We start from the raw sequence: 24,048 nt of genomic DNA, 5'->3' as shown, positions 1-24,048 counted from the left end.
GTCCCTCTCCACCATATACTAGTTAATGATTTTTATTCTGCTGCGTTAATCGATTACCCTTTTCGATATATTCAGCCATAATCTCACGAGGCACCAAACTTCCACCTGTCGCCCATACGATATGGGTAGCATTCTTCATTTTCCCCATTAAGTTATGTGTCGAAAGATAATCTTGTCCAAGCTTTGTTTGCATCAGTCTGACCGGCCCGACCATTCCTGCAAGCGCCGAAGGTTCAAGCTGGACGTGTTCACTCTCATTCAGAGCACTTAATAAAATATATAGCACATCATCTTGCACAGTATAGCTACCGCTTAACCTGTTTTTCATAATTCTACTGACGAAACCTGAAGGACGCCCCACAGCTAACCCATCGGCCTCAGTTTGATTATCAATCCCAAAATCTTGGACTGCAGCTTGATTATGAAGACCCGTTAATAGGCCCAGAAGCATACAGGGTGAATGGGTTGGTTCAGCAAAAAAGCAATGGACATATTCACCGAAAATAAGTTTTAGGCCGAAAGCAATGCCCCCCGGTCCTCCTCCTACGCCACAGGGTAGATAGACAAAGAGGGGATGATCTTTGTCTACACTTACATTCATATCCTCAAGTTGCTCTTTCAGACCGCTGGCAGCGACTGCATACCCTAAAAAGAGATCCTCTGAATTCTCATCATCGATGAAATAGCAGTTAGGGTCGCCTTGAGCGATTTTCCGTCCTTCTTCAACAGCCCGGCTATAATCCGAATCATATTCGAGAACTTGCACCCCTTGACTTCTGAGCATGTCTTTTTTCCATTGTTTTGCATCGGCAGACATATGAACGCATACCTGATAGCCCAATTTAGAACTCATTATCCCAATGCTAAGGCCCAGATTTCCGGTTGATCCAACAGCGATAGAATAGTGGGCAAAAAACTCCTTGAAATAAGATGAACTTAACACCGAATAATCATCTTGCATCGCCAGAAGTTGATTTTCAAGTGCTAAATCTTCCGAATGCTTTAGGACTTCATATATTCCCCCTCTTGCCTTAATTGAACCCGCTATCGGCAAAAGATTATCTTCTTTAACTAAAAGTTTCCCCGGAATATTAACCATAAACCAATCTTCAAGAAACTTCTGCATTTGTAATATGAAAACCAAAGGTGATTCAATCAACCCTTTTTGTGCTTTTGTAACAGGAAAGGCCTTAGCCAAGTACGGAGCAAATCGCAGTAAACGTGCTTCAGCATCATCAATTTCTTTTTGACCTAAAGGAACCTGATTGACTTTCTTATCGGTATAATGGGGATTAACCCAAAAGACTTCATCACCTAATATCATTGAATTAAGTAAGGGAAATTCCTTGACCCAATCCATTTTTGTCTTTCCACAAACCGAATCATTTTCCAAAGCATTCATCCCTTCATTTAATCTTCGTTATAATTTCTATTTTTTTCGATAATCTCCTTTAAAGTACGAATAGCACTTCTCTCTTTTTGGAATCGAAAAAGAACTCGGCTTATACCGAGTCCTCTGGGCTGTCTCTATACTTATTTTCTAAAAAAGCTAATTATTATTCTATAACCTTTACGTCAAAATGAGCATGTTCTAAAATCTCGGTCAATACATCAATAGGAGTTGTGGCAATTTCGCGATACACTTTATGCGTATAAAGATGGTGAACCTCAGGCAGCTCTTGGTTAATTCGTTTTCGCAACTTATTCCCAGGATCATCTGCATCCACAAAAATATAAATTTCTGAGCTTTCTAACCACTCAGCCCATTCTTCCAGTTTCTCATAACTCAATGTACCATTACTACAGAGGAATTCTACCGGTTCGTCTAATACTTTCAAGAGTTGCTCACGGTCTGTTTTACCTTCAACAATAATGACTTTGCCCATAGCTCACTCTCCTAGTTGCATGTCTTTCTAGCATTAGACTTTGTCAACACCCTTTAATTTATTCAAACCAAACGGTTTTCCTTACTTCTCGTATGCGTAACCGCAGCCTTGGTCTCCGCATCTTTAGTAGCCTCTAGACTTCCCATCACCCAGCCGTTCTTCATCATCCATGCCATAACCTGGGCAGCATTGATTGCATCATCTAAAGCTGAATGAAGAATCCCGATTTGCGGAATTTCATTTTCCTCAATCGCCCGTTTTAAGGATGCTTTTCTATCTAACTTACAAAAAATTTTATATTCCTCGGCCAGATCTAAATAGTTGTCCCAAGCAAAAGGATAGTCCAAACTATATTTTTCACAGACGTTACCGAGGACTTTTCGATCAGCATCTCCCCAGGCGACTAACCACGTATCCTTGTCAGGGGACATTTTTTGCAGGATATTTAAAGAGGCCTCAATGTCAACGCCCCCATCTATATCTGCTTGACGTATTCCTGTTATCGCATAGCTTTCCTCAGCCAAGCGTGTCCAAATTCTAGGTTTGACAAAAGCGCTATAGGTTTGGTCTGTCGGATTGCCTAGAGAATCCGACAGCACCGCTCCAACCTCAATTATTTCTGGAAACCAGGCTCTTGGCTTACCATATGCCCTTGGTACAGAAAATTCAAAATCCACCACTAAGAACTTTGCCATTTTCTCTCTTCCTCTCACTCTCTAGTAATAATTCGAGGCTTAAATAACCCGTAAAATGTGAATTAGACTAATCATACTCCAAAGGGATCAACAATAAAAGAATATAAAAATCTTATTTCTGTGAAAGCTCCTGAATCGTCTCTATTCGCGTTACTGCCGAAGGATGAGTGTAACTAAACCACGTGATAAACGGTGGCGGAGATACATCCGAAAGATTACGCGTAGCAAGATTGCTTTGTAAACGAACGGTTGAGGAAACATCTTTCGTCAGTTGAACCGCCAAGATATCCGCTTCAGTTTCCATTTGCCGAGAAACATAATTCTGAAGTGGATTACTTAGAAAGCTCATGATTAAAAGGAAGAACAATAAAATCGTCCAGACCTCAGGCGAATACTTTCTCGAAGGAAACATTGAATTTAAGACCCAAAAGGCAAGCCGCCAAAGTAAGAAACTCCCTAAGATGCCTAAGAGTAATCCTTTTAGGATATGTCCATATTTCCAATGAGCCATTTCATGGGCAATAACCGCTTTGATTTCGCCTAGATCATAATCTTTTAGCAAAGTGTCATAAAGGACAATTCTTTGAGTACTACCCACCCCAGTAAAATAAGCATTCGCTTTGGTTGTCCTTTGACTTGCGTCCATGACCAAAAGCTGATTTATATTTAACCCCGCCCTTTCAGCAAGTTCGTTGACCATATTCACAATTTGGAGATTTTCTACTTTGCTAAAATGATTGAAGAGCGGTGCAACTAAAATTGGCCAAAGCAGAGATTGAAAAACCAACCAAGCTGCAAAAAAAGATCCTCCCACAGCCCACCATGCTCGGGGCCAATGCCTAAACAATCCAAAAAGAATCATTCCCCCAAGGACTGTTAATCCGACATCTAAGAGTGAAGTTTTAAAATCATCCAAGATCCAGGCCCCTAAGCTCTGATTAGAAAAGCCCCACTGATGTTGCCAGAAATATTGACTATATATACTAAAGGGAAAACTTAGGAGTTTGAGCAAAAACCACGTTCTAATAATAATCAACAGAATACTAACCCACTCTCGCCCTCCAGAAATTTTCATGGCATCACGGACAAGTCCGCGAATTCTTCCTGAAAAAATCAACCACCCCAAACAAGAAATTTGGAGTAAAAAGCTTAAAATATAGCAAAGGCGAGGAATGAGACTATAGGATTTTCCCCTCTGAACTTGTTCAAAACCAAAAATTTGAAGGGCTAAAGGATCTATTTCGCCAGGAAAAAGCGTGAACCACAGGTATAAAAAACTAAAAATTGCTGTAAACAGGAATGAAATCAGCCAAAAGGCCTTAATATGTGAAGACAGTTGTTCATCCCTCCTCTATTAAAAGAAAATTTTCTTCTTTCTAATCATTAGTATGTATAATCTGCGAGAATATGGCATTCATGCAAATGTATATCTAACTTATAAAATTTTCGACATCTGCTCATTTAATCCTCTAAAGCATAAAAATAGAACACACCAAGAATCGATGTTAACGACTCATAGTGTGCTCTATTTTAAGAATTCACGGATTGAAAATCTAATAGGAGCAGAGATCAGCGCGGATAGAAGGTTTGACACTCTGTTTGTTCCGCAGTTGTTGAGACTTCATTTTGAATTTGTATGGCATCGGCATTACAGATTTGATCGTTATTATAAGTACAGTTCACTGCATCACAAACGACCTGAGGTTCCATTGTCGTATTGCTAAACATTTGTTTTGCGGCGCCACCATAATTCATATTCCCAATTGAAGATACATAATTCCCTAAGCTCCGTGAATTGAAGGTTCCACAAAACGTAGAACCACTACCCAATGCACGTTCACCTTGGACTTTGATTTCTCCTGCACTGCAAAGGGTATTGTAATTGTATAGACAGTTGACCGCGTTACACTTAAGCTTATCCATCAGAAATTTCCTCCCTGTTTACCCAATTCAAGGGATTTATTTCTCTTAGTATGTGTAACACATTGAGTTCTTATACAACCGCTTACTCGATCAACCAAATCGTTCCTCAAACTCTTCTTTTGTCATTAAAATCTGTCGGGGCTTACTTCCCTCATACCCTCCAACAACTCCGTTATCTTCTAAGAGATCAATTAAACGAGCAGCTCTTGCATATCCCAGCTTAAATTTACGTTGAAGAAAGGAAACAGATGCCATGCCTGTGTTCATAATCATTCGGCCAGCGTCAATAAACAACTCATCATCCGGTCCAGCATTTTCCATTTTCGTTTCCGTCTCATTAAAAAATCCTTCGGGAGCAAGGTATTCCGGTTTACCTTGAGACTTCCAATAATCAATAGTTCTCTGCACCTCATCATCAGAAACAAAACAGCCCTGAACACGAATCGGTTTATTTTGCCCTTGAGGTGAATAAAGCATATCGCCACGACCCAATAGTTTTTCTGCACCGGTTGCATCAAGAATTGTCCTTGAATCAATCTGTGAACTGACCGCAAAGGAAATGCGACTCGGGATATTCGCTTTAATTACTCCAGTAATAACATCAACGGAAGGGCGTTGGGTCGCGATGACCAAATGGATCCCTGCTGCTCTGGCCATTTGAGCTAAACGGCAGATAGCTTCTTCAACATCATTTGCCGCGACTATCATTAAATCAGCTAGCTCATCGATAATTACGACTATCCAAGGGAGCGCAGAAGCAACTTTATCTAGACCCGCTTTCTGACGATTATAACGTCCGATGTCCCTTACTCCAGCTGCAGCGAAAAGTTCATACCGTGTTTCCATTTCTTTAACAATCCATTTAAGTGCGGCGGCAGCTTTTTTCGGATCTGTTACCACTGGCGCGAGTAAATGGGGAATTCCATTATAAATACTGAGCTCGACCATTTTGGGATCAACCATTAAGAATTTTACTTCATTGGGTTGAGCATTGAATAAGATGGAGTTAATGATTGTTGTAATGCAAACACTTTTTCCTGATCCCGTAGCCCCTGCAATAAGAACATGGGGCATTTTAGCTAAGTCAGCAATGACCGGCTGATTCGAAATATCCTTTCCGAGTGCAGTCTTAAGTTTAGAAGGATTTTCCTTGAACGTTGAGGTTTCAAGTACCTCTTTGAAAGGCACGGGACGAGGTTGTTTATTGGGTACCTCAATCCCGATCGCAGCTTTTCCTGGAATAGGGGCCTCAATTCGGACATCTCGAGCAGCTAATCCCAGAGCAATATCATCAGCTAGATGGACAATTCGGCTAATCTTAACACCCGGTGCAGGGGCTAATTCAAAACGCGTAATAACCGGGCCACGGGTTACACGAATAACTTTGGCCTGAACTCCGAAATCGGCAAGAACTTGTTCAAGTTTTTTTTGTGTCTCAGTATCATAGACCACGGGGATATTAAGAAGAGGATCAAGGATCTCAAACTTTGGTAAAGACCAAGATTTCTGTCTTTCAATTTGAGACTTTTCAACAACTTCGACCTCATCAGGAACTTCCGTAATTATCTCTTCCCCTGACTCTATTTTAGAGGCATCAACTTCATTATCATCAATTTCTATAAATTCTTCATTCACCTCTATACTAGGTAAACTTATATCTAAATCAGGTGTGCTTTCTACTAAGTTCTCTTTAATGTTAAAAAGTTGGCAATCTGGATCTTGAGTTTCCATGGTTTTAGCCTCTATGTATGAGACTGTGGGCACATCTTCAGAATAATTAGCTGTTGAAAGTTCTTTCACCTGGACCGTTTCTTTCTGAATTGGTACTTCAACCTTCAAAGACTCTATTTGAGGCTGATACTGAGCTAGCTGCGCGATTTGACCCGGAACCCTCTTTTCGGAATCTTCCTTTAAAACACTTAGCCAATCTCGTTTTTCCGGTATTACACTCGATATTTTCGATTCTTTTTCATATTCTGATTGGACATGTTCAAAATAGCTAGGAAACCCTTTGAGTGGCTGAACCGTCGTAAATTGGGTTCCTAACGGCTGGAATGAGAACTCCTGACCCTCCTGAAAATAAGTCGTAAAATCTCGGCCTAGTTCAGTCAAAGGCTCTTTTGTCGCCGCACTTTCGATTTCTGGGCCTTCATCTGATGCAAAGTAATCATTAAAACCTTGAAGGCTTACTAATTTTCCTTGAGGAAGAGGGATTCCCTTCTTTTCTTCTTGTAAAGAGATTGACTTTTTGCTTTTTCGCGCTTGCGCAGGCTTTCTTTTCTTACTATTCGTATTTTCATTTTTGAGTAAAAAGCGGGAAATACTCTTTCCGATCCGCAATTGGGTAGCCTTCTCTAGCTTTACTTCAATGACAATCGTCACTAGCAAAAAGATTAAAGGGACTCCCCACGTAATGCCCCCAAAGACTGCTTTTAATCCGGCATAAATAGCGCGACCAATCCCCGTCATCTCAAGTTCCCCGAGTATCCCGAAAAATCCCAAAATTCCAGTCAGGACTGCAACAACCTGCCACATTACCCGAAAGCTCTTCTGTTTTTTTGGCACAATCCCACCTCCACACTAGATTTAATTATGGTTGATGTCGAATTTGAAGTCAATAGACTCAGCCATCGATGACAGAAATAGAACCTCTGATTACAGAGGTTCTGGCATCATCTTAGAATTTTCAATTAATATTCAAGGACAATTCCGGCTGAATTTCTGCTTTTAAAGGAATAAAAGGTTTCTTCAGCAATTTGACCATCAGGAAGCATTAAAACCTCTCCTGTATAAAGAAAATCTTCTCTATCCCAATAGCGAAGGTCGAGAAATTCGACTTTAAGCTGATCATCTTCTTCTTTAAGAAGGACATGATAATATGGGGTAAATTGAGTAAAAATCTCTGCTAATCCACCCTCCATTGCATTAGCAATCGAAGGATCACTGTGATCGCAACGGGGTAAGTTCTTCAAAATCCGAGCTTTTTCTCCAAGCACTATACCAAATCGAACTTCTGTTTCTTCAAAGAGTAAAAAGGACCAATTAAAAGGTTTATACATGGCCGGCAAAACCTTGATCCGCGTTTTATCCGTAATTTTATATCGCTGCATCAGCTTATCTCGTGTTTTTATACGATACGATTCTCGATAGAAAAGATACCCTATACTTAGAAGGAATGCCGTTAAGGACGAATGCATCGCCATTGTGGGGTGGAGTATAGAGATCACAAGAGATAATATGAAAAATCCGAGAACAACGGGATCGGTGACAATGATCATGTCAACGGTTAGTTTCTTGCGAAAGAAAGGCCAGAATAACTCTGCTCCATAGGAGTTTAATAGATCACTTAAACCATGAGACAATGTCCCAATCAAAGTCCAAAAAACAATGGTACCCCAAGAAGTCGTAGGATACATTGCATAAATAAGGCTTCCCAGTCCTAGAGCCATTCCGCTTAAAGCCAAGAGAGAATGGCTTGCTCCACGATGTTTCATTAAATAATTGAGTCTTCCCTTAAAATAAGTGACTATATCTAAATCAGGTAACATTGCGCCTAAGGTACACCCTAAAAATACTGGATCAGTAATCTGTATCGGATGCCCGGAAAAGGTGCTCAAAGCTGCCCCGATCAAGCCGTGAGTTATTGGATCCGTACCTCATCACCTCCATGAAGAATAAACCGAACGAATTTATTATAACACATCGCTTCTATATTGTTTGTTAATTTTTTGCCACAGAAAATTTTACATATACTTTAACAAAGCCCAACCTTGAAATAAGGTTGGGCTTTGTTAATCAAGAATTTACTTACTTAATACTATGTGATGCTACTTTAATGGAACTATTCATTCCATGAATTCCGGAAACATGATGGACCATTGATTCCGCCCATCGGCGGTCTTCATCAGAATATACCTCGCCACTAAAAAAAGCGATTCCATCTTGAACAAAGGCTCGAACTTGCTGACTCGTTAGTCCATGTTGACCTAGTTTCCTTACCAATTGCTCCGTCATCTGTAAATCTTCACCCTGAGAACGATGACGAGCAAAGAGTTCGCTCATAACCGCTTTTACTCCTGGAACTTGGTAAGCCGTTTCGACTGCCCATTCAATAGCTTCTTGAGTATCGACCATTCCTGTAATAGTAATCAATCCATTACGAGCTGTCGTTTTAATTTCATGTGCATCGACCCAAGGTGAGGCAACAAAGGCATTCTCAACTCGATTAACCAACGTTGCATCATCGACCGCCTTCTCAAGAAATTGAATCTCACTCCGAATCTCCTTAACTCCCCTGACCTGAGAAGCAATTCTTTTGGCCAACCGCTCGGTACTTTGCGTTTCGACATGACCCAATAAGGTGACTATTCCCTGACTCACCCGACAGCCAAGGTGAGTAATGTCCTCATAATTGGACTGGGTAAATCTCTCGGAAACTTGTTTCTCAATATCTTTATCACTAACATTGCCATCGTTAGCCACGGTTAAGGAGTTATCAATCTCTCTAACTCCGTCAACCCGACCAATCCGCTGCCCTATGAAATCTTTCTCAGACAAGGCATCTACCGTTCCCCAAAGGGTAACTTTATCCCCCTTTACATCAACATGAAGACCTTGGCCACTTTCTCCAAAGTGAGTTTGGATTAATTGTTTTATGTCTTGGAAAACTTCCTTTTCAGATCTCATTTTTTGCATATTCGTCCCTCCAGTCAAAAACTGACTTTAGTTTTTGTCTAGAAGGCTGATTTTATCCCTTTTTCAAGAATTTCAAGACATTCATAAGGAACATCGATTTGACCTAAAGTCACTTGACTAAAAGGGCCGTGAAAATCACTGCCTCCCGTAATGAGAATAGCCTTTTCTCCTCCTAAGGCTTCAAATTCTCTGATCAAAGTTTCTCTTTTTTCCCAGTATCCATAATAAACTTCTAAGCCGATCGGACGTTGGGACAGAAGTTCATTTACGATTCTCAAATTATTAAGTAGCCCTGGATGGGCAAGTACAGGCATTCCGCCACAAGCATAAATTAAGTCAACTGCTTCCGCAAAGGAATGCTCTAAAAAAGGTAAATATACAGCACCACCAGGTTGAAAAAGGGCAGATATCACACGCCAGGGTATTTCTTCTGATTTTTCAAAATGATTATGAATGGCGTGCATAATGTGACCTTTGCTCACTGTACCTTCCGGATTGGCGACTTTCTCCACCTCACTCCACTTTAAAGATAACCCTTCCCGTTGTAGTTGCTTAACCATATCATAAGCAAGCGCCGTCCTTTGCAATCGTAATTCTTTCAAACGATCCTGAAGTTGCAAATTATTGAGACAGGTCTCCCCAAAATATCCAAGCAAATGGACTTCGATATCTTTAAAAGCCGTGACCAGCTCTACCCCAGGAACAACCTTCAATTTGAATTTATCTATGTAATGCTGAGCTAGTTCTACTCCATGTGTCGTTTCATGATCTGTCAATGAGAGAGCTTCTATCCCACGTTCCGAGGCCAATTTCAGCACTTCTTCTACAGAAAGTGCCCCATCAGACTCCTCAGTATGAACATGCAAGTCAATAAACATATAGCTTCCCCTCTCCGACATCTGTTTTCTATTTTAATATAATATAAGGCTATTCTTCCTTTCATTATAAAATCCTTTCAAAACGAAAAAATATAAATACCTATAAATATTATTGACATAATAATATTGCTCTAGTATAATTGCAATTGTCGCTATTTTATTTAGAATTTTAGGGGATTAGTTTAATGGTAGAACAGCGGTCTCCAAAACCGTTAGTGTGGGTTCAACTCCTGCATCCCCTGCCATGAAAAGACAAACACTGCAAGTATTTGCAGTGTTTTTTGTTTTTATTATGAGGACATTTGTTAATTATTAGTTAATGGTATAGTTTGATAAAAAGGACCCGAGTAATTTAATCCTCGGGTTTTATAAAATAGAAAGGGAATTTGAATGAAAAAGAATTTTCATTACCTTAATATACATCCCTCATCTGAAATAGGCCTGATTGTTACCTGAAAATATGCTGAAACTTCTTATATCTTTATTTGATTCTTAAAATATAGCTCCCAGTTCTGCTGTTTGCGCTCAGCAGCAGCACGTTTACTAAGCCAAATACGCCATTTCCTTATCATTAAGATTCACGCTCCTTTATTATTCATTACAAAATTTTCATTTCTTATCTCTTTATCTTTATATTACATGATAGAGTCGACAATATTTTGTAATGTGATAACAGCGGTAAGGAAACAAGAAATCTACGATATAAAAAATAGCCCCACCTTTTCGGTGGGGTATGAGAAGGAAGATTTGAATATTTAAAAGCAAGATTATTGTAGCCCAATTTTTCCGTAGATACCTGAATGTTACCTTAAGACGGTGTGAAATATTTGTGAAAGATGTGTCTGTTTCAAGCCCATTTACGCTCAAATTCGTATCTATCGTCATGCCTCAGAAATTCATATTCATTCAGCAATTGATCTAACTCTTGGCTAATCTTTACAACTTCTGGATCTGTAAAGGGTTTGTTCGCACCTAATTGAATTAGTTCCTCACGCACTTCCTCAATTAAGCGGCATAAGTCTGCAATTTGAGAATTCACCGTAACTCGACATCCTTTCCTATGACTAACGAATTCTATTGTACTGCAAAGAAGTAAGTCGTTTCCATAGGAAGTTTTGTCGAATAATATTTCTTAACGGAAAATTCGGAGGGCATATGCTTATTACTCTATTGAAACTAAGCAATTACATCTTTAAGACGATTAAAGAGTCTTCAGTTTGTTATATAATGTCGCTAAGGAAATATTTAAGCTTTGGGCCGCTTTCTTTTTCCCTTCAACAGACTCACCATAACGTTGCAAAGCTAAACGAATCATCTTCTTTTCCAGTACATCTAAAGGCATGAGTTCCCCTATATTTTTCTCTGAGCTATCTCCCATACCGTTTTCTACTAAATTCGATAGTTGTTTCGGTGTAATAATATCTCCATCAACAATAACCATGGCTCGTTCAATCACATTCTGGAGTTCTCGTACATTCCCTGGCCAAGGATAGTTCAATAGGATTTGCTCAGCCTGCGTATTCATACCCACAACTCGTTTGCCAAACTTATGATTAAATTTCATAATATAGGATTGGGCATAGGCAAGAACATCTTCTTTATGTTTACGTAGGGGGGGCAAGCGCAATTCCACCACATTCAAACGATAGAATAGATCTTCGCGGAACTCACCTTGTCTAACCATTTCTCGTAAATTACGATTAGTCGCAGCAATCACACGCACATCAACTTTAATGGTCTGCATTCCTCCAAGGCGTTCGAACTCCATATCTTGAAGGACTCTTAATAACTTAGATTGTAAATAGAGATTCATATCCCCAATTTCGTCAAGGAAGATCGTTCCTTCGTTAGCCAACTCCATTTTACCTATTTTTATCTTGAGAGCTTCATTAAATGCTCCTTTTTCATGTCCGAAGAGTTCACTTTCCAGTAAGGTTACTGGGTTTGCTGCACAATTAACCTTGATGAAAGATTTCTCACTTCTTTGACTGGCACTGTGGATGGCATGAGCGAAAAGTTCTTTTCCCGTCCCACTTTCTCCAAGAATCAATACCGTAGAATTGCTTTTAGCGGCTTTTCTTGCCAAAGTTACAGAACGTTCAAAATCAGGATGACATCCGATGATATCATCAAACGTGAACGTGCTTGTGGTGATTTCATTGAGTCGACTTTCCTGAAAATGTTTTATTTCAGAAAACTTCACCTTCTCCTCAATTAGATGCATCATCAAATTGGCTCCTTCAGCTTCCATAACAGAGGTATGAGTTGCTTTCAAATGCTCTATCTTTTGTTGTACCTCAGGTAAGCCTGTTGCTTCGATAATAACATCCATATCTTGTTGACAAAACTCTTCAATGGTTTTACTGGCCTTAATTCCGTCCTGACAAGCGAGCACAATTCCAGGTGCATTGACCCGAATATCGCAAACTATTACAATTTCAACATTCTCAATCGCTCGCAACATTTTATAAACTGAGGTTCCTCCTTTTCCTGCACCGATAATTCCTACACGGACTTTTTGAGACACCTTAACCCCTCCAAATTCTCTATCTATGAAAAATTCATTAATGACTATATCTAATTATTCGAATATTCGCCACATACAGATTATTGTCCTTTCTTAAAATTAAAATTTTCTGTATTATGGGATTAATTTTAATATTTATGCTTTAGCAAGGAATTTAAAAAGAAGCTCTTGCCTCATTATGATGACAAGAGCTTCTTTTTTATAAATCTTTCTGTTCTATCTCATTTGTCCTGAAGCTGTCTTAAGCTGACTAATAATTGATTCACTGATTTTCGGGGGAACTTCTTCATATTTAAGAAATTCAATAGTGAAACTTCCTCTTCCCTGGGTTAAGGATTTGAGGTCAATCGCATATCGCATCATTTCTGATTGAGGAACATGGGCACGAATCCTTTGGTACTTGCCATCAGCTTCCATTCCAAGTACCCTTCCCCTTTTACTATTTAAATCGCCAATAACGTCCCCCATAAACACTTCAGGGACGCTTACTTCGACCTCTGCAATGGGTTCCAATAGCACAGGGTGTGCTAATTCCGTCCCCTTTTTGAAGGCTATGGTGGCTGCCAGTTTAAAAGCCATTTCTGAAGAGTCGACGCTATGGTAGGAGCCATCATTAAGAATCGCCTTTAAACCTGTAACAGGAAATCCTGCCAAGCTCCCCTCGGTCATCGCTTCTCGGATTCCTTTTTCTACGGCTGGAAAATATTGTTTTGGTACAGAGCCACCAAATACTTCTTCTGCAAAGACAAACTCACCGTCAGTTAACGGTTCAAGGGTTAACCACACATGTCCGTATTGACCATGGCCACCACTTTGTTTTTTATGTTTACCCTCCACTTTGATTGGCTTCCGAATGGTTTCCCGATAAGCTACTTTAGGCACGCGAGTCTTGACGGTTACGCCAAATTTACGTTGCAATTTCTCCAGGAGAATTTCAAGGTGCATCTCTCCTATACCAAATAACAAAAGTTCCTTTGTTTCAATGTTTTTTTCCGTACGCATCGTTGGATCTTCTTCAGCTAAACGAGTTAGGGCACTCCCTACTTTATCCTCATCCCCTTTACTTTTCGGTTCGATCGTGACGGCAAGACGAGGCTCTGGGAAGTCTATCCCGCGCAGTTGTACTGGATTTTCCCTCGAACAGAGTGTATCTCCTGTTCCTAAGTCTTGAAGTTTAGCAACAACAGCAATATCTCCCGCTGCGATGAGCGAAACGGGTTCCTGATTTTTTCCTTTAAGCAAAAAGGGATTCCCTAATTTTTCTTCAGTATTTCGTGTGGCGTTATAGATCAACTGATCGGTCTTAAAATTGCCTCCATAAACACGTAAAAAGTTCATCTTTCCAACATAGGGATCAGCAAGCGTCTTAAAAACCAAAGCACACCTTTCATCTTGCACTTGGGGTGCAGGAGCAATCTTAGCAAAGAAGTTAAGAAGGTTGAATATTCCAATATTCTTAACAGCTGATCCCGCTAAAATTGGGACGACCAGGTTTTGCGCAAAGGCACCCTTTAGCGCCCTCTGCAGTTCTTCATCATTTAAAGACTGACCGTCTAAATATTTTGTAAGGATATCATCATCTGCCTCTGCAACGGCTTCAGCTAATCCTTCCCTTAACTGCTCCATTTCATCTTGATATTCGACAGGAACGTCCTTTACTGTATACTTTCCGCTCGCATTATTTTCATAGTAATACGCTTTCTGTTCAACGATATCGATGACCCCTTGAATTTCACCTTCCTGCCCAATTGGAATTTGCAAAGATGCAAAATGTGTCTGAGGAAATTTTTCTCTTAATTGTTCAATTACTTTCGAGTAATTCGCATTTTCACGCTCAAGTTTATTGATAAAAAGAAGACGGGGTAGCTTTTGTTCTTCCATTAAGTCCATCAGGATTTCTGTTTGCACTTCAATCCCTGAAACACCGCAAAGAACAAGCACCCCGCTCTCGACAACCCGAAGAGCAGATTTAACTTCACCAAAAAAATCGGAGTACCCTGGGGTATCCAGAACGTTAATCTTAATTTTTTGCCATTCCACCGGAACGTGACTTGTACTGATTGAAACCTTATGTTTAATTTCTTCAGGCAAAAAATCCGAAGTCGTATTGCCTTCCATAACTTTTCCCATTCGGGATATAGAGCCTGAGTTAAACAAAAAAGCTTCAGTTAAAGACGTTTTTCCTGAACCACCATGGCCAACCAGACACACATTCCGCAAATTAAGCGTTTCATAATCCTTCAAGACAATCATCTCCTTGACATTTTATTCAGAAAAGGTTTCCCTTTTTCTTCCTGATCTTAGGAGTTTATTCCGTCTGAAGATAAATGAGTTTAACCCTGGATAGACTCAGTGATTTTAAGATTTTGATAGTTTTCGCTTAATGCTTTTTCATAACGACCAAAGACGATAGGGTTATTATTTTGAACCATAAGTTTTCCTCTCGCCCAAACGTGCTGTATCTCGAGATTAGGGTCTAAAACGACTAAATCTGCATCAAAGCCTGGACGAATCAAACCTTTTCGGGGAAGTTTCAAGACAAGAGCTGGATTCGAAGTTATGGCTCGTAAGGCAACTTCCAATGAAAGATTATAACGTTGCACTGCTTCACGAATATCTCTCCACAAGACACGAACTGAACCAATTCCCATCCCGACTAGCTCTCCGTGGTCATTATATTGAGGCATGCTTCCATTTCCATCAGAAGTTACGGTCACACGATCATTTAATAGTTTACGCTCAGACAAGAGATATAAGACATGAGGAACCTGAAGTTCCTCCGGAAAATCATCGCAACCTGCAGTTAAATCTATATTCCCACCCGCTTTTAGGAGTTCTAACCCTTGTTCCAATAAGGAATAAGTCCTGTTCATATGAGTCGGCATAAATTGGATAATCGGAATTTCTGTTTCTTCAACAATTTGTCGAATGGGTTCAATCCCTCTTTTACCTTCGCCAAGATGAAGATGGACAACGCCTGCCTTACCACCAAGCATTCCCCCGACACGGGTTTCTGCTGCTAGACGTTCAAGATCAGCGAGTTGAGGTTGAGCAGAACGGTGATCAGAGATCGCGATCTCGCCAGCACCAATTACTTTATCAATTAGCACTAAATCCATGCGCAAATTAGCAAGCAAAGTACAGTCCGCTTGATAAGCCCCACTGTACACAAATGTGGTTAATCCTTCTTCTTCTAGAGCTCGTGCTTTAACTAAGAGTTCCTCCATTGAGCGGGAAATTGCATCTGTACCTAAACAACCCACAACCGTTGTAATACCGGCTTGAGTTAATTGTGAAAGTTGAATCTCTGGTGTCCTCGAATTTGGACCAGCCTCTCCTCCTCCTCCACAGATATGGACATGCGCATCGATGAAACCGGGTACAATCCATTGACCCTGCAGGTCGAAAACTTGCCCCTCCACATAAGGAGGAAGACTCAAATTATTTCCGATCGCGGCTACCTGTTCACCCACGATAAGAAGATCATGCGCCTCACTAGGTTCTGGTGTATAAATCTGGGCATTCCGGATGAGTTGCCACATATAGACGCCTCCAATTCTAAAATAGAATGCCCTAATCTTTACCAAAATATCCGTTATCTATGGATAATTGTAAAGAGTATTTCTCCATCTTTATCTTAAAATCCTGTTTGCGCTCTTTCCTTTGCAAGAATTTTCTCTTGTCATGGATTTTCCTTTCCAGGCATAAATTTATACATAGTCAGGCCCAAAAAATGGAGGGAATAAATGGTCAAACGCACTTTCGTCTATGGTGCAGCAATTTTGTTTGCCGCCAATCTCCTTAACCGTATTTTAGGTTTTGTTTACCAATATCTCATCATGACCCATATCGGTGGAGAGGCCTATGGATTATTCAATATGGTCTTTCCTGTTTACATGATGGCGCTTGTTCTCACCACTGCCGGAATTCCCATTGCCGTTTCAAAAATGATTTCAGAGGCTCTCTCTCTGAACCGAGTAGCCCGGGCCCAACACATTTTTCGGTTAGCTCTTACCTTTTTAACGATATCGGGCGGAATCGTGGCATTGTCCCTTTATTATCTTTCTCCCTATCTTGCTCACCGACTCTTCCCTGACCCTCGCGTTTTGAGAGTCTTTCTTGTCTGTACCCCTGCAATTTTTATCGTTTCAATTTCTTCAGCGTTTCGCGGCTATTTCCAAGGAGTCCAAAACATGATGCCAACAGCACTAAGCCAGATCTGTGAACAAATCGTTCGCGTCGGTGTCGGTTTTTCGTCAGCCTTATTTCTATCTCCCCGTGGTGCAGAATGGGCTGCCGCTGGCTTAGCCCTTGGTATGCTGGCCGGGGAATTGATGGGGCTAATCATTATTTCTATTCTATATCGGGTAAAAAAAATAAAACTCTCGAAATCTGAACCCCCGACCCATTCGGTTCATATTCTCAAAGAGCTTTTTACTTTATCTTCTCCAGTTACCGCAGGACGCCTCATCTCCACAGGATTATCCTCGCTCGATGCGATGCTTATCCCCCAGCGCTTACAGATCGCAGGATACACAGCTCGTGAAGCCACAACATTATTTGGACAACTCGGAGGAGCAGCCTTTACCTTATTCTCCTTTCCTAGCGTGTTTACTTTCGCCTTAGCGACTTCATTGGTCCCTGCGATTTCTGAAGCCTCCGCTCGCAATCAATACCAAGTCGTTAAAGCACGGAGTTCTGAGGCCATCCGTTTAACGATCCTTATCGGTATTCCCTGTTTGCTCATTCTCTTTTATTTTGCGATCCCTTTAACCGCATTCTTCAAGAGTGCAAGTGTCGCTCCCATCCTTAGGATTCTTGCCTTAGGAGGAATCTTTTCTTATCTCCAACAGACCACCACAGGCATTCTTCAGGGACTTGGTAAATTTTATCTCCCCGTATTTCATTCCATTATCTCTGCTCTGCTTCGCATTCCGATTCTATATTACTTAACTGCGCAAGCCACGTGGGGACTGAATGGCACAGCTGCGGCCTATGTCGTCGGATACATCATCATGGCTCTTCTAAATCTTGGCGCTCTCATTCGATATACAGGAATGATGATAGACATGCCCCGTTTTCTCCTCCAACCCCTCAGCGCAGGAATTGCCATGATGTTCCTCTTTCGGTTGTTAAGTATTTTTACCCAACCTTGGATTATTTTAATTCAAATTTTCTTAGGCTTAGGCTGTTATTTAACCATCCTGCTTTTGAATGGCGGAATAACACTTGCGGATCTGCGGAGATTACCCTGGATAGGTAAATATATTTCTTCCTAATGATTCCACCAGTTTTTAAACTGATTCCCCCATTGCCAGTAACCTAACAGAAGTGTAAATCCTGCAAAAAGAAGGATAAAAATCTTATAAATGAAAAAGACTTTTACTACTGTAAGTAAAGTCATAAGTAATGCAACAAGTGCGGGAAAAACAAAAAGACGATTAAGGCGCTTATCTTTTTGCTTCCATTTTTCTGGAGAAGAAAAAACAAATATAAAGAGTAGGAAGTAAAACAAAAATACTCCAATAATCATGACATCTTCCTCCAATAACATTTAGCATCAAAATCCCCAGATTTTTTGTACCATAATAGAACCGCTTTTGGTTAAAATAAAAATGTTCCAAAAAACAGAGGAAAGGAAGTGCTTCATAAAATGAGTCGTAAAAATCAAAATTCTGGCATTTTGCCCCAATCTGTTTTGGACGAATTCAAATACGAGGTAGCTTCTGAATTAGGTCTAACCGAGAAAATACAATCTCAAGGTTGGGCTAACATGACCTCCAGAGAATGCGGACATGTTGGAGGGCGAATTGGTGGGAGCATGGTCAAAGCCATGATTCGAAGAGCTGAAGAAAGCCTCAAAAGCGGTTTATAAAACTGAAGCGAAGGAAGGAGTACTGTAAAACAGTACTCCTTCTTCTTTTAAGTCATATTGTTGAGTTTACGATAATCTGTAAGATCAGAATGCATCGGCGTTATCGAGACATATTCTTTTTGAATAGCATAAAGATCAGTTTCCGGATCGGTTTCTGGCGACAAAGAACCAGCTTGCCAGAAATATGACCGACCACGGGGGTCTAAGCGATGCTCAAAGACATTTTGATAAACAGCCTTACCTAACTTCGTATATTTAATTCCCTTCCAATCTTTCTTCGGAAGAGCTGGAATATTAATATTAAGAAGTCCAACCTCAGTGAAGTTCTTTTGGCTTAAAAAATGACGAACAAAATGTGCCGCATCTTCGAAATTATCTTCGGCAAAACTTGCCAATGACACGGCTATCGCAGGAACACCTAATAAAACACCTTCCATCGCAGCTGAAACCGTTCCTGAATAAAAAACATCAGTTCCGAGATTGGGCCCATTATTGATTCCTGAAATAACAAGATCAGGTCTCGCTATGATCTCTCCTTGAAGCGCAAGTTTCACACAGTCAGCAGGATTGCCACGGACTGCAAACCCTTTTTGGCCCTTCTTTTGATATTCCGTGACGAAAATCGGCTCTGCAAGAGTGATTGAGTGCCCTGTTGCCGATTTCTGACTTTCTGGTGCAACTGCAGATATCTCAAAGGAATCATCCTCAGCCAAAACCTGCCAAAGGGTTTGCAATCCTTTAGCAAAAAGGCCATCATCATTAGTCAGTAAAATATGCATTTTCGACCTCATTGTTGCATCGTTATTCAACTTCATAGATGGAAATGACCATACTTTCTTCTTTCTTGGTTAATCCAAACATTAAATGATGTTCTTTTAAATTTTTGTTGAGAAAATCCACAACCTTATACATTTCTGGATGGGCCTGAATCCGTTGTGTCGCAACTAATTCTAGTTTCCCTTTTTCTTGTTCCATTAATTTCCCTCTTCTCAGACGTTAGCTAACCCTAGTATATCCTATTTATGTTCAATTAAAGAAAAAGCTTCTGAACGCGTGACTGGACTTGTTTTGAATATCCCCCGAACTGCCGAAGTAATGGTGCTCGAACCTGGTTTTTTAACTCCCCGCATGGTCATACACATATGCTCAGCTTCGATGACAACTAAAACACCTCTTGGTTCTAGCATATTCATAATTGAATCGGCAATCTGGGAGGTTAGTCGTTCTTGCAGTTGCGGTCGTTTTGCAAATCCCTCAACGACTCTTGCTAATTTCGAAAGTCCTGTCACTTTTCCTTTTCGTGGAATATAAGCGACATGCGCTTTACCGTAAAACGGAACAAGATGGTGTTCACACATAGAATATACAGGAATATCTTTCACAAGAACCATCTCTTCGTGGTCTTCTGAAAATTGAACTTTTAAATGTTGGCTGGGATCCTCGTGTAATCCTGCGAAAACTTCAGCATACATACGAGCTACACGTTTCGGCGTATCACGTAACCCTTCTCGTTCTGGATCCTCACCTATTGCCTCCAGAATCATAGAGACAGCTTGTTCAATTTTATCAATATCAAAACCCAAGATCGTCTCACCTCGCACTTTTAAAACTTTTTGAATTATCTTTATTTTCTTTTTATTATTTCAAGCTTACGTATTCTATTTTATCATTTCCGACAGGAAAAGGAAACGATTAGCGCGCAAAAACAAAGTGCTTTCCTTCACTACCAAAATTAAAGAAGAAAAGCACTCCAAAAGTAAGCTGATTTAAGCTAATTTCAAAGCTCGGTTGAAACAGTCAATAGCCTGCTCATATTCTGAACGCTGTTCATAAATATTGCCAAGTAAGGCCCATCCTTCAGTATGTTCTGGCTCAATTTGAAGTAAAAGCTCCAAAGTACCTATACCCGCTTCCCAATTCCCTTTTTGAGCATGACACACTGCCAAATTATAAAGAATTAACGGATTTTCCTGAGTGAGTTTTAATGCCTCATGATAATATTCCGTTGCCTTACGCGACCTACCTAGTTGAACCAATGTGTAGGCCATATTGTTCAGCAAAATAGGATCACTTTTACAGAGAGAATACGCTTTTTCTTGAAAATGTAAAGCGTCTAGAGACTGACCCATATTTTGATAAACAGCCGCTAAATTACAAAGCGTATCATAATGATCGGGTTCATACTTCAACACCATTTTGAAATAATGAATGCCTTTCTTTAACTCATTTAGTTGTACATAGCAATAGGCTAAACGAGCAACAATATCCGGATTAACACCATAACGAAGTGCTCGATCAAAACTGACTGCTGCTTGCGCCATCTGCTTTAATTGCAGATGACTCTCCGCTTTCATTTCCCAATATTCTGCTCGTCGAGGTTTTATTTCACAGCATCCTTGATAACAACGTAAAGCTTCAAGGTGATCTCCATGGAATGTATAGATAGTACCCAGCCGGAAAAGCATATCCGTATTTTGAGGATTAGTCCGAATCGCCTTATTCAAAACTTCAATAGCCGCTTCCCAATCTCCTTGCTCTAATACGATATCGGCTTGAAGTTCTAAAAAAGCAGCATTGTACGGCTCCCTATCTAAAGCCTTCTTAATCCCGTCTGCCGCTTCATTTAACAGACCTTGAGCAACAAAGCAACGAGCTTGCAAATAATAAAGCTCAGCATCTTGACTATCATCTTGACCGATGAATTTTTCGAGATAATCCCTAGCTTCTTGAAAGACAGCATGATCAATAAGATTTTCGACAATTTGAAGTTGAGGTCGACTGGATTCATTCTCAAGGAGCTGTAGCCAATTTCTGATTGCCTTTTCCAAGTTCCCAGAAAAATTCAGACTCCAATTTTCGAATCGAGTGATCCAGGAAGATTTTCTTTGCCAAGAAACTTTCCGAGGGGTTGTTAGAGGAAACATAGGGCGTCGCTCCTTTACCATATTATAGTAAAAGAGATTCGCCTTTTGGTATATATTCCCTTTATTTAAATTGCGCTTAATTCCAGCAAAAAAGCACGTCTATTCCAACGTGCTTTGACATTTCCGGCAATATCCAAGAAATTTGAGATTATGATCGACAACTTTAAAATGATTTCGTTTTAATATTACAGCTTCTAACGATTCCAAGAGATCGTCATCAAACTCTGAAACTTCCCCGCAATTTAAACAAATCAAATGGTGATGATGATGTAAATCCTTACGCGCAAATTCATAGCGACTACGACCATCACCGAAATCATTCTTTTGCAAGATCCCCAGCTCAGCCAATAAGTCTAACGTACGATACACGGTTGCCAATCCCATATCGGGATATTCGTGCTTAACGAGTGAATATACATCTTCCGCACTCAAATGTCGATCCGCATTGTCTAAGAAAGTCCTTAAAATGGTTTGACGCTGAGGAGTTAATTTATAGGAATTATCCCGTAGCCGATCACAAATAATCTCATATTGTTCATCTGCCATATTCCTACCTCCTCAAATCTCAAGTTATCTTTATTATATTCCTCACATTCTTTTTTGCAAAGATATTTGCTTCATTCTGATAATTACGAACGATCAAAAACTTCAAAAATTGCGAATTTCAAATAATTTGTCTCTGGACTTCCTAACAAGATCGGATGATCCTTTCCTGCTCTGCGGAATTCAATAAGGCGGAGGACTTTTTTAGCATCGACCGCTGCCTTAGAAATCATATTCATGAAATCCTCTTCGCTCAGATGATAAGAACAAGAGGCGGTCACCAAAATTCCTCCGGGTCTCACAAGTTTTAAACCTTGAAGGTTAATTTCTTTATAACCGCGTATAGCCCCGGGTAAGGTCTTGCGGCTCTTAGCGAATGCAGGAGGATCAAGAATTACGATATCCCATGATTTTTCTTCCTTTACCTGCTCTCTTAAATAATCGAAAACATTGGCCTCGACAAAATCTGTCCGGTGCAAGAAACCATTTTGCAAGGCATTATGGTGAGCCATCTCTATCGCCCGTTCGGAGATATCAACACAGGTTACTTTTTTAGCCCCATAGTGACATGCATGAAGCATAAAGGAGCCTGTATGCGAAAAACAATCGAGAACTTCTGCTCCATCCCAGAAAGGATTTTTAATTTCCTTCCCTTTTTTATCATAAGGGACGAACTCCTTAATCTGAACTCCTCTCCGCTCTCCCCATCCCTTCATTAAGGGTTGCAACGAAGCACGATTTTCACGCTGATCGAAGAAGTACCCAGTCTTTTGACCTTCAGCAACATCTACCGTAAGTTTAATTCCATTCTCTTCTACTGTAACGACCGTATCGAACGGTTCACCGACAAAGCCTGTGCGTTGTTCTAAACCCTCGAGTTCACGAACCGCGACATCGCTCCGTTCATATATTCCCAGGGGCTGAAATACGTCTCTCAGCGCTTGAAACAACCACTCTCTCCGCAGATCCATTCCACGGAATACGATTTGCACCACTAAAACATCTTCATATTTATCGACAATAACACCTGGTAAAAAATCAGCTTCGCCATAAATAACACGGCAGGAGGTTACATCAGGCAATAACCATTTTCTCCTTTGCCAAGCCTTATTTACTCTTTCATAAAACCAGGCAGGATTAATCTCTTCAGGATGATACGATAGAATACGAACAGCGATTTGTGAATTTGGGTTATATAAGCCCTGCGCTAAAAAATACCCTGCATGGTTTAAAACATCCACACAATCCTGTTCATCGCTTGGCTCGCCCTCTATTTTAGCTATCTCACTTTTATAGATCCAAGGATGCCCTTGTTCTAATCGTTTACGTCTATTCTGGGTTAAGTACACCTTTACCTCGCTCAAGTCTGATCCTCGCTTTCGATGATATAAGTTTCCTTATCAAATATACTCTGAACCTTAAGGAAAGGGAAGCCTCTGCTTCCCTTTTCTTAACTGTTTTATGCTATTCTTCTCTTTTTTACTAATAACCATAAGGATAACGATAAGAATACCCTCCATACGGCATAGGGGGATATCCATACCCATAATATCCTGGATAAGGGTAAGGATATCTACCTGGAGAAGTTAAAGCTCCTAGGCCAAAACCTACACCGAGGCCAAGACCGAAAGGAATGAACCCAAAACCCATTCTGATCTCTCCTTTCATAAGAAAGCTATTGACTAGCAGACTGATTTCCAAACAATTCAAACGATAAAGAAGTCTCTATCGTAATATATGGTAATCATATCCAATCCGTCACATATGTAACCATTAAAAACGGCGTGTTGTTTAAATACACGCCGTTAACTTGAAAAAACTAGGACAGCCTATCCCTTAAAACTTCGACAACTTCCTCAGCACTTCTTCCTGAAGCGTTCACGATCGGTACATGCAGATTTACTGGGGATGCTAAAATATCCGTACCATCACCCTTGACAACAACAGCGCGGACATTCTTTAAGTCATCCTCTTCCAGAGAAGTCGTATGAAATCCCGATGCGTGTAAAGCTTGAACAACATTGGAAAGTCCTTCTTCAACAGCTATTTTCTTGTACATTTGTATCAACCTCCTCTAATCTTATTTTTTGTTCTCTTTCTTA

General features: G+C 40.3%; 24 protein-coding genes and 1 tRNA gene. 3 read left to right on the top strand and 22 right to left on the bottom strand.

Annotation, left to right across the window (positions count from 1 at the left end):
* Window positions 1-22: 22 nt before the first annotated feature.
* From dsdA to DESME_RS06380, 9 genes are all read right to left on the bottom strand, one after another.
* Window positions 23-1,360 (bottom strand): D-serine ammonia-lyase, encoded by a 1,338-nt coding sequence (gene dsdA / locus DESME_RS06420; protein WP_242837446.1) that lies wholly within the window; start codon window positions 1,358-1,360, stop codon window positions 23-25.
* Window positions 1,361-1,556: 196 nt separating this feature from the next.
* Window positions 1,557-1,886: a toprim domain-containing protein gene (locus tag DESME_RS06415; protein ID WP_006715538.1), complete on the bottom strand. Its 330-nt coding sequence runs from the start codon at window positions 1,884-1,886 to the stop codon at window positions 1,557-1,559.
* A gap of 62 nt (window positions 1,887-1,948) precedes the next feature.
* Window positions 1,949-2,581 carry a 3'-5' exonuclease KapD gene (gene kapD / locus DESME_RS06410; RefSeq protein WP_006715539.1) on the bottom strand — a complete coding sequence of 211 codons (633 nt, stop codon included), beginning with the start codon at window positions 2,579-2,581 and terminating at the stop codon, window positions 1,949-1,951.
* Between the two features lie 112 nt (window positions 2,582-2,693).
* On the bottom strand, window positions 2,694-3,707 hold the full coding sequence (locus tag DESME_RS06405; RefSeq protein ID WP_242837427.1) for a M48 family metallopeptidase: 1,014 nt from the start codon (window positions 3,705-3,707) through the stop codon (window positions 2,694-2,696).
* A 443-nt stretch (window positions 3,708-4,150) separates the two neighbouring features.
* Window positions 4,151-4,504: a DUF1540 domain-containing protein gene (locus tag DESME_RS06400; RefSeq protein ID WP_006715541.1), complete on the bottom strand. Its 354-nt coding sequence runs from the start codon at window positions 4,502-4,504 to the stop codon at window positions 4,151-4,153.
* A gap of 90 nt (window positions 4,505-4,594) precedes the next feature.
* Window positions 4,595-7,069 (bottom strand): DNA translocase FtsK, encoded by a 2,475-nt coding sequence (locus tag DESME_RS06395; protein ID WP_006715542.1) that lies wholly within the window; start codon window positions 7,067-7,069, stop codon window positions 4,595-4,597.
* A gap of 125 nt (window positions 7,070-7,194) precedes the next feature.
* A complete protein-coding gene (locus DESME_RS06390; RefSeq protein WP_041483963.1) occupies window positions 7,195-8,148 on the bottom strand; it encodes a metal-dependent hydrolase in 954 nt (317 codons plus the stop codon).
* A 163-nt stretch (window positions 8,149-8,311) separates the two neighbouring features.
* On the bottom strand, window positions 8,312-9,199 hold the full coding sequence (locus tag DESME_RS06385) for a BON domain-containing protein (protein WP_006715544.1): 888 nt from the start codon (window positions 9,197-9,199) through the stop codon (window positions 8,312-8,314).
* A gap of 38 nt (window positions 9,200-9,237) precedes the next feature.
* Window positions 9,238-10,077, bottom strand: a complete 840-nt coding sequence (locus DESME_RS06380) for a PHP domain-containing protein (protein ID WP_006715545.1) — start codon at window positions 10,075-10,077, stop codon at window positions 9,238-9,240.
* A 171-nt stretch (window positions 10,078-10,248) separates the two neighbouring features.
* Between DESME_RS06380 and DESME_RS06375 the strand changes: the two genes are divergently transcribed.
* A tRNA-Trp gene (locus DESME_RS06375) sits at window positions 10,249-10,322 on the top strand.
* A gap of 602 nt (window positions 10,323-10,924) precedes the next feature.
* On the opposite strand, the gene DESME_RS06370 is transcribed toward DESME_RS06375, so the two are convergent.
* The 4 genes from DESME_RS06370 to iadA all read right to left on the bottom strand — a co-directional run bounded on the left by DESME_RS06370 (window position 10,925) and on the right by iadA (window position 16,146).
* Window positions 10,925-11,116 carry an aspartyl-phosphate phosphatase Spo0E family protein gene (locus DESME_RS06370; protein ID WP_006715546.1) on the bottom strand — a complete coding sequence of 64 codons (192 nt, stop codon included), beginning with the start codon at window positions 11,114-11,116 and terminating at the stop codon, window positions 10,925-10,927.
* Window positions 11,117-11,278: 162 nt separating this feature from the next.
* Window positions 11,279-12,604 (bottom strand): sigma-54 interaction domain-containing protein, encoded by a 1,326-nt coding sequence (locus tag DESME_RS06365; protein ID WP_006715547.1) that lies wholly within the window; start codon window positions 12,602-12,604, stop codon window positions 11,279-11,281.
* A 216-nt stretch (window positions 12,605-12,820) separates the two neighbouring features.
* On the bottom strand, window positions 12,821-14,848 hold the full coding sequence (gene fusA, locus DESME_RS06360; protein WP_006715548.1) for an elongation factor G: 2,028 nt from the start codon (window positions 14,846-14,848) through the stop codon (window positions 12,821-12,823).
* A gap of 89 nt (window positions 14,849-14,937) precedes the next feature.
* Window positions 14,938-16,146: a beta-aspartyl-peptidase gene (gene iadA / locus DESME_RS06355; protein ID WP_006715549.1), complete on the bottom strand. Its 1,209-nt coding sequence runs from the start codon at window positions 16,144-16,146 to the stop codon at window positions 14,938-14,940.
* Between the two features lie 204 nt (window positions 16,147-16,350).
* Between iadA and DESME_RS06350 the strand changes: the two genes are divergently transcribed.
* Window positions 16,351-17,883 carry a putative polysaccharide biosynthesis protein gene (locus DESME_RS06350; protein WP_006715550.1) on the top strand — a complete coding sequence of 511 codons (1,533 nt, stop codon included), beginning with the start codon at window positions 16,351-16,353 and terminating at the stop codon, window positions 17,881-17,883.
* On the opposite strand, the gene DESME_RS06345 is transcribed toward DESME_RS06350, so the two are convergent.
* Entirely contained in the window at window positions 17,880-18,137 is a 258-nt protein-coding gene (locus tag DESME_RS06345; protein WP_006715551.1) for a hypothetical protein, read from the bottom strand. The genes DESME_RS06350 and DESME_RS06345 overlap by 4 nt on opposite strands.
* Before the next feature lie 120 nt (window positions 18,138-18,257).
* Between DESME_RS06345 and DESME_RS06340 the strand changes: the two genes are divergently transcribed.
* Complete coding sequence (locus DESME_RS06340; RefSeq protein WP_025248697.1) at window positions 18,258-18,479, top strand: alpha/beta-type small acid-soluble spore protein; 222 nt, start codon at window positions 18,258-18,260, stop codon at window positions 18,477-18,479.
* A gap of 47 nt (window positions 18,480-18,526) precedes the next feature.
* Here the strand turns inward: DESME_RS06340 and surE are convergent, their stop codons facing one another.
* The 8 genes from surE to DESME_RS06310 all read right to left on the bottom strand — a co-directional run bounded on the left by surE (window position 18,527) and on the right by DESME_RS06310 (window position 24,005).
* On the bottom strand, window positions 18,527-19,258 hold the full coding sequence (gene surE / locus DESME_RS06335; RefSeq protein WP_006715553.1) for a 5'/3'-nucleotidase SurE: 732 nt from the start codon (window positions 19,256-19,258) through the stop codon (window positions 18,527-18,529).
* Window positions 19,259-19,280: 22 nt separating this feature from the next.
* Window positions 19,281-19,454 (bottom strand): YpmA family protein, encoded by a 174-nt coding sequence (locus DESME_RS15620; RefSeq protein ID WP_006715554.1) that lies wholly within the window; start codon window positions 19,452-19,454, stop codon window positions 19,281-19,283.
* A 41-nt stretch (window positions 19,455-19,495) separates the two neighbouring features.
* Window positions 19,496-20,062: a GTP cyclohydrolase I FolE gene (gene folE / locus DESME_RS06330; RefSeq protein ID WP_006715555.1), complete on the bottom strand. Its 567-nt coding sequence runs from the start codon at window positions 20,060-20,062 to the stop codon at window positions 19,496-19,498.
* Window positions 20,063-20,245: 183 nt separating this feature from the next.
* Entirely contained in the window at window positions 20,246-21,403 is a 1,158-nt protein-coding gene (locus DESME_RS06325) for a tetratricopeptide repeat protein (RefSeq protein WP_006715556.1), read from the bottom strand.
* A gap of 99 nt (window positions 21,404-21,502) precedes the next feature.
* Entirely contained in the window at window positions 21,503-21,949 is a 447-nt protein-coding gene (locus DESME_RS06320; protein ID WP_006715557.1) for a Fur family transcriptional regulator, read from the bottom strand.
* An 83-nt stretch (window positions 21,950-22,032) separates the two neighbouring features.
* A complete protein-coding gene (locus DESME_RS06315; protein WP_025248696.1) occupies window positions 22,033-23,310 on the bottom strand; it encodes a class I SAM-dependent rRNA methyltransferase in 1,278 nt (425 codons plus the stop codon).
* A 118-nt stretch (window positions 23,311-23,428) separates the two neighbouring features.
* Window positions 23,429-23,614, bottom strand: coding sequence for a hypothetical protein (locus DESME_RS16050; protein WP_167998812.1), 186 nt, complete (start codon window positions 23,612-23,614; stop codon window positions 23,429-23,431).
* 151 nt (window positions 23,615-23,765) lie between these two features.
* On the bottom strand, window positions 23,766-24,005 hold the full coding sequence (locus tag DESME_RS06310) for a YkuS family protein (protein ID WP_006715560.1): 240 nt from the start codon (window positions 24,003-24,005) through the stop codon (window positions 23,766-23,768).
* Window positions 24,006-24,048: the final 43 nt, after the last annotated feature.

This window comes from Desulfitobacterium metallireducens DSM 15288 (assembly GCF_000231405.2).
GTDB lineage: Bacteria > Bacillota > Desulfitobacteriia > Desulfitobacteriales > Desulfitobacteriaceae > Desulfitobacterium_A > Desulfitobacterium_A metallireducens.
The sequence above is the reverse complement of the archived record's forward strand: the minus strand, read 5'-3'. Positions and strand labels throughout refer to the sequence as shown.

Bases quoted from the DNA above. Each gene is read 5' to 3' on its own strand.
- DESME_RS06415 (WP_006715538.1), bottom strand. From the start codon at position 1,886: ATGGGCAAAGTCATTATTGTTGAAGGTAAAACAGACCGTGAGCAACTC.
- kapD (WP_006715539.1), bottom strand. From the start codon at position 2,581: ATGGCAAAGTTCTTAGTGGTGGATTTTGAATTTTCTGTACCAAGGGCA.
- DESME_RS06320 (WP_006715557.1), bottom strand. From the start codon at position 21,949: ATGGCAGATGAACAATATGAGATTATTTGTGATCGGCTACGGGATAAT.
- DESME_RS06345 (WP_006715551.1), bottom strand. From the start codon at position 18,137: ATGATTATTGGAGTATTTTTGTTTTACTTCCTACTCTTTATATTTGTT.
- DESME_RS15620 (WP_006715554.1), bottom strand. From the start codon at position 19,454: ATGGAACAAGAAAAAGGGAAACTAGAATTAGTTGCGACACAACGGATT.
- DESME_RS06380 (WP_006715545.1), bottom strand. From the start codon at position 10,077: ATGTTTATTGACTTGCATGTTCATACTGAGGAGTCTGATGGGGCACTT.
- iadA (WP_006715549.1), bottom strand. From the start codon at position 16,146: ATGTGGCAACTCATCCGGAATGCCCAGATTTATACACCAGAACCTAGT.
- DESME_RS06340 (WP_025248697.1), top strand. From the start codon at position 18,258: ATGAGTCGTAAAAATCAAAATTCTGGCATTTTGCCCCAATCTGTTTTG.
- surE (WP_006715553.1), bottom strand. From the start codon at position 19,258: ATGCATATTTTACTGACTAATGATGATGGCCTTTTTGCTAAAGGATTG.
- DESME_RS06385 (WP_006715544.1), bottom strand. From the start codon at position 9,199: ATGCAAAAAATGAGATCTGAAAAGGAAGTTTTCCAAGACATAAAACAA.
- DESME_RS06310 (WP_006715560.1), bottom strand. From the start codon at position 24,005: ATGTACAAGAAAATAGCTGTTGAAGAAGGACTTTCCAATGTTGTTCAA.
- DESME_RS16050 (WP_167998812.1), bottom strand. From the start codon at position 23,614: ATGAAAGGAGAGATCAGAATGGGTTTTGGGTTCATTCCTTTCGGTCTT.
- DESME_RS06325 (WP_006715556.1), bottom strand. From the start codon at position 21,403: ATGTTTCCTCTAACAACCCCTCGGAAAGTTTCTTGGCAAAGAAAATCT.
- dsdA (WP_242837446.1), bottom strand. From the start codon at position 1,360: ATGGATTGGGTCAAGGAATTTCCCTTACTTAATTCAATGATATTAGGT.
- DESME_RS06350 (WP_006715550.1), top strand. From the start codon at position 16,351: ATGGTCAAACGCACTTTCGTCTATGGTGCAGCAATTTTGTTTGCCGCC.
- DESME_RS06400 (WP_006715541.1), bottom strand. From the start codon at position 4,504: ATGGATAAGCTTAAGTGTAACGCGGTCAACTGTCTATACAATTACAAT.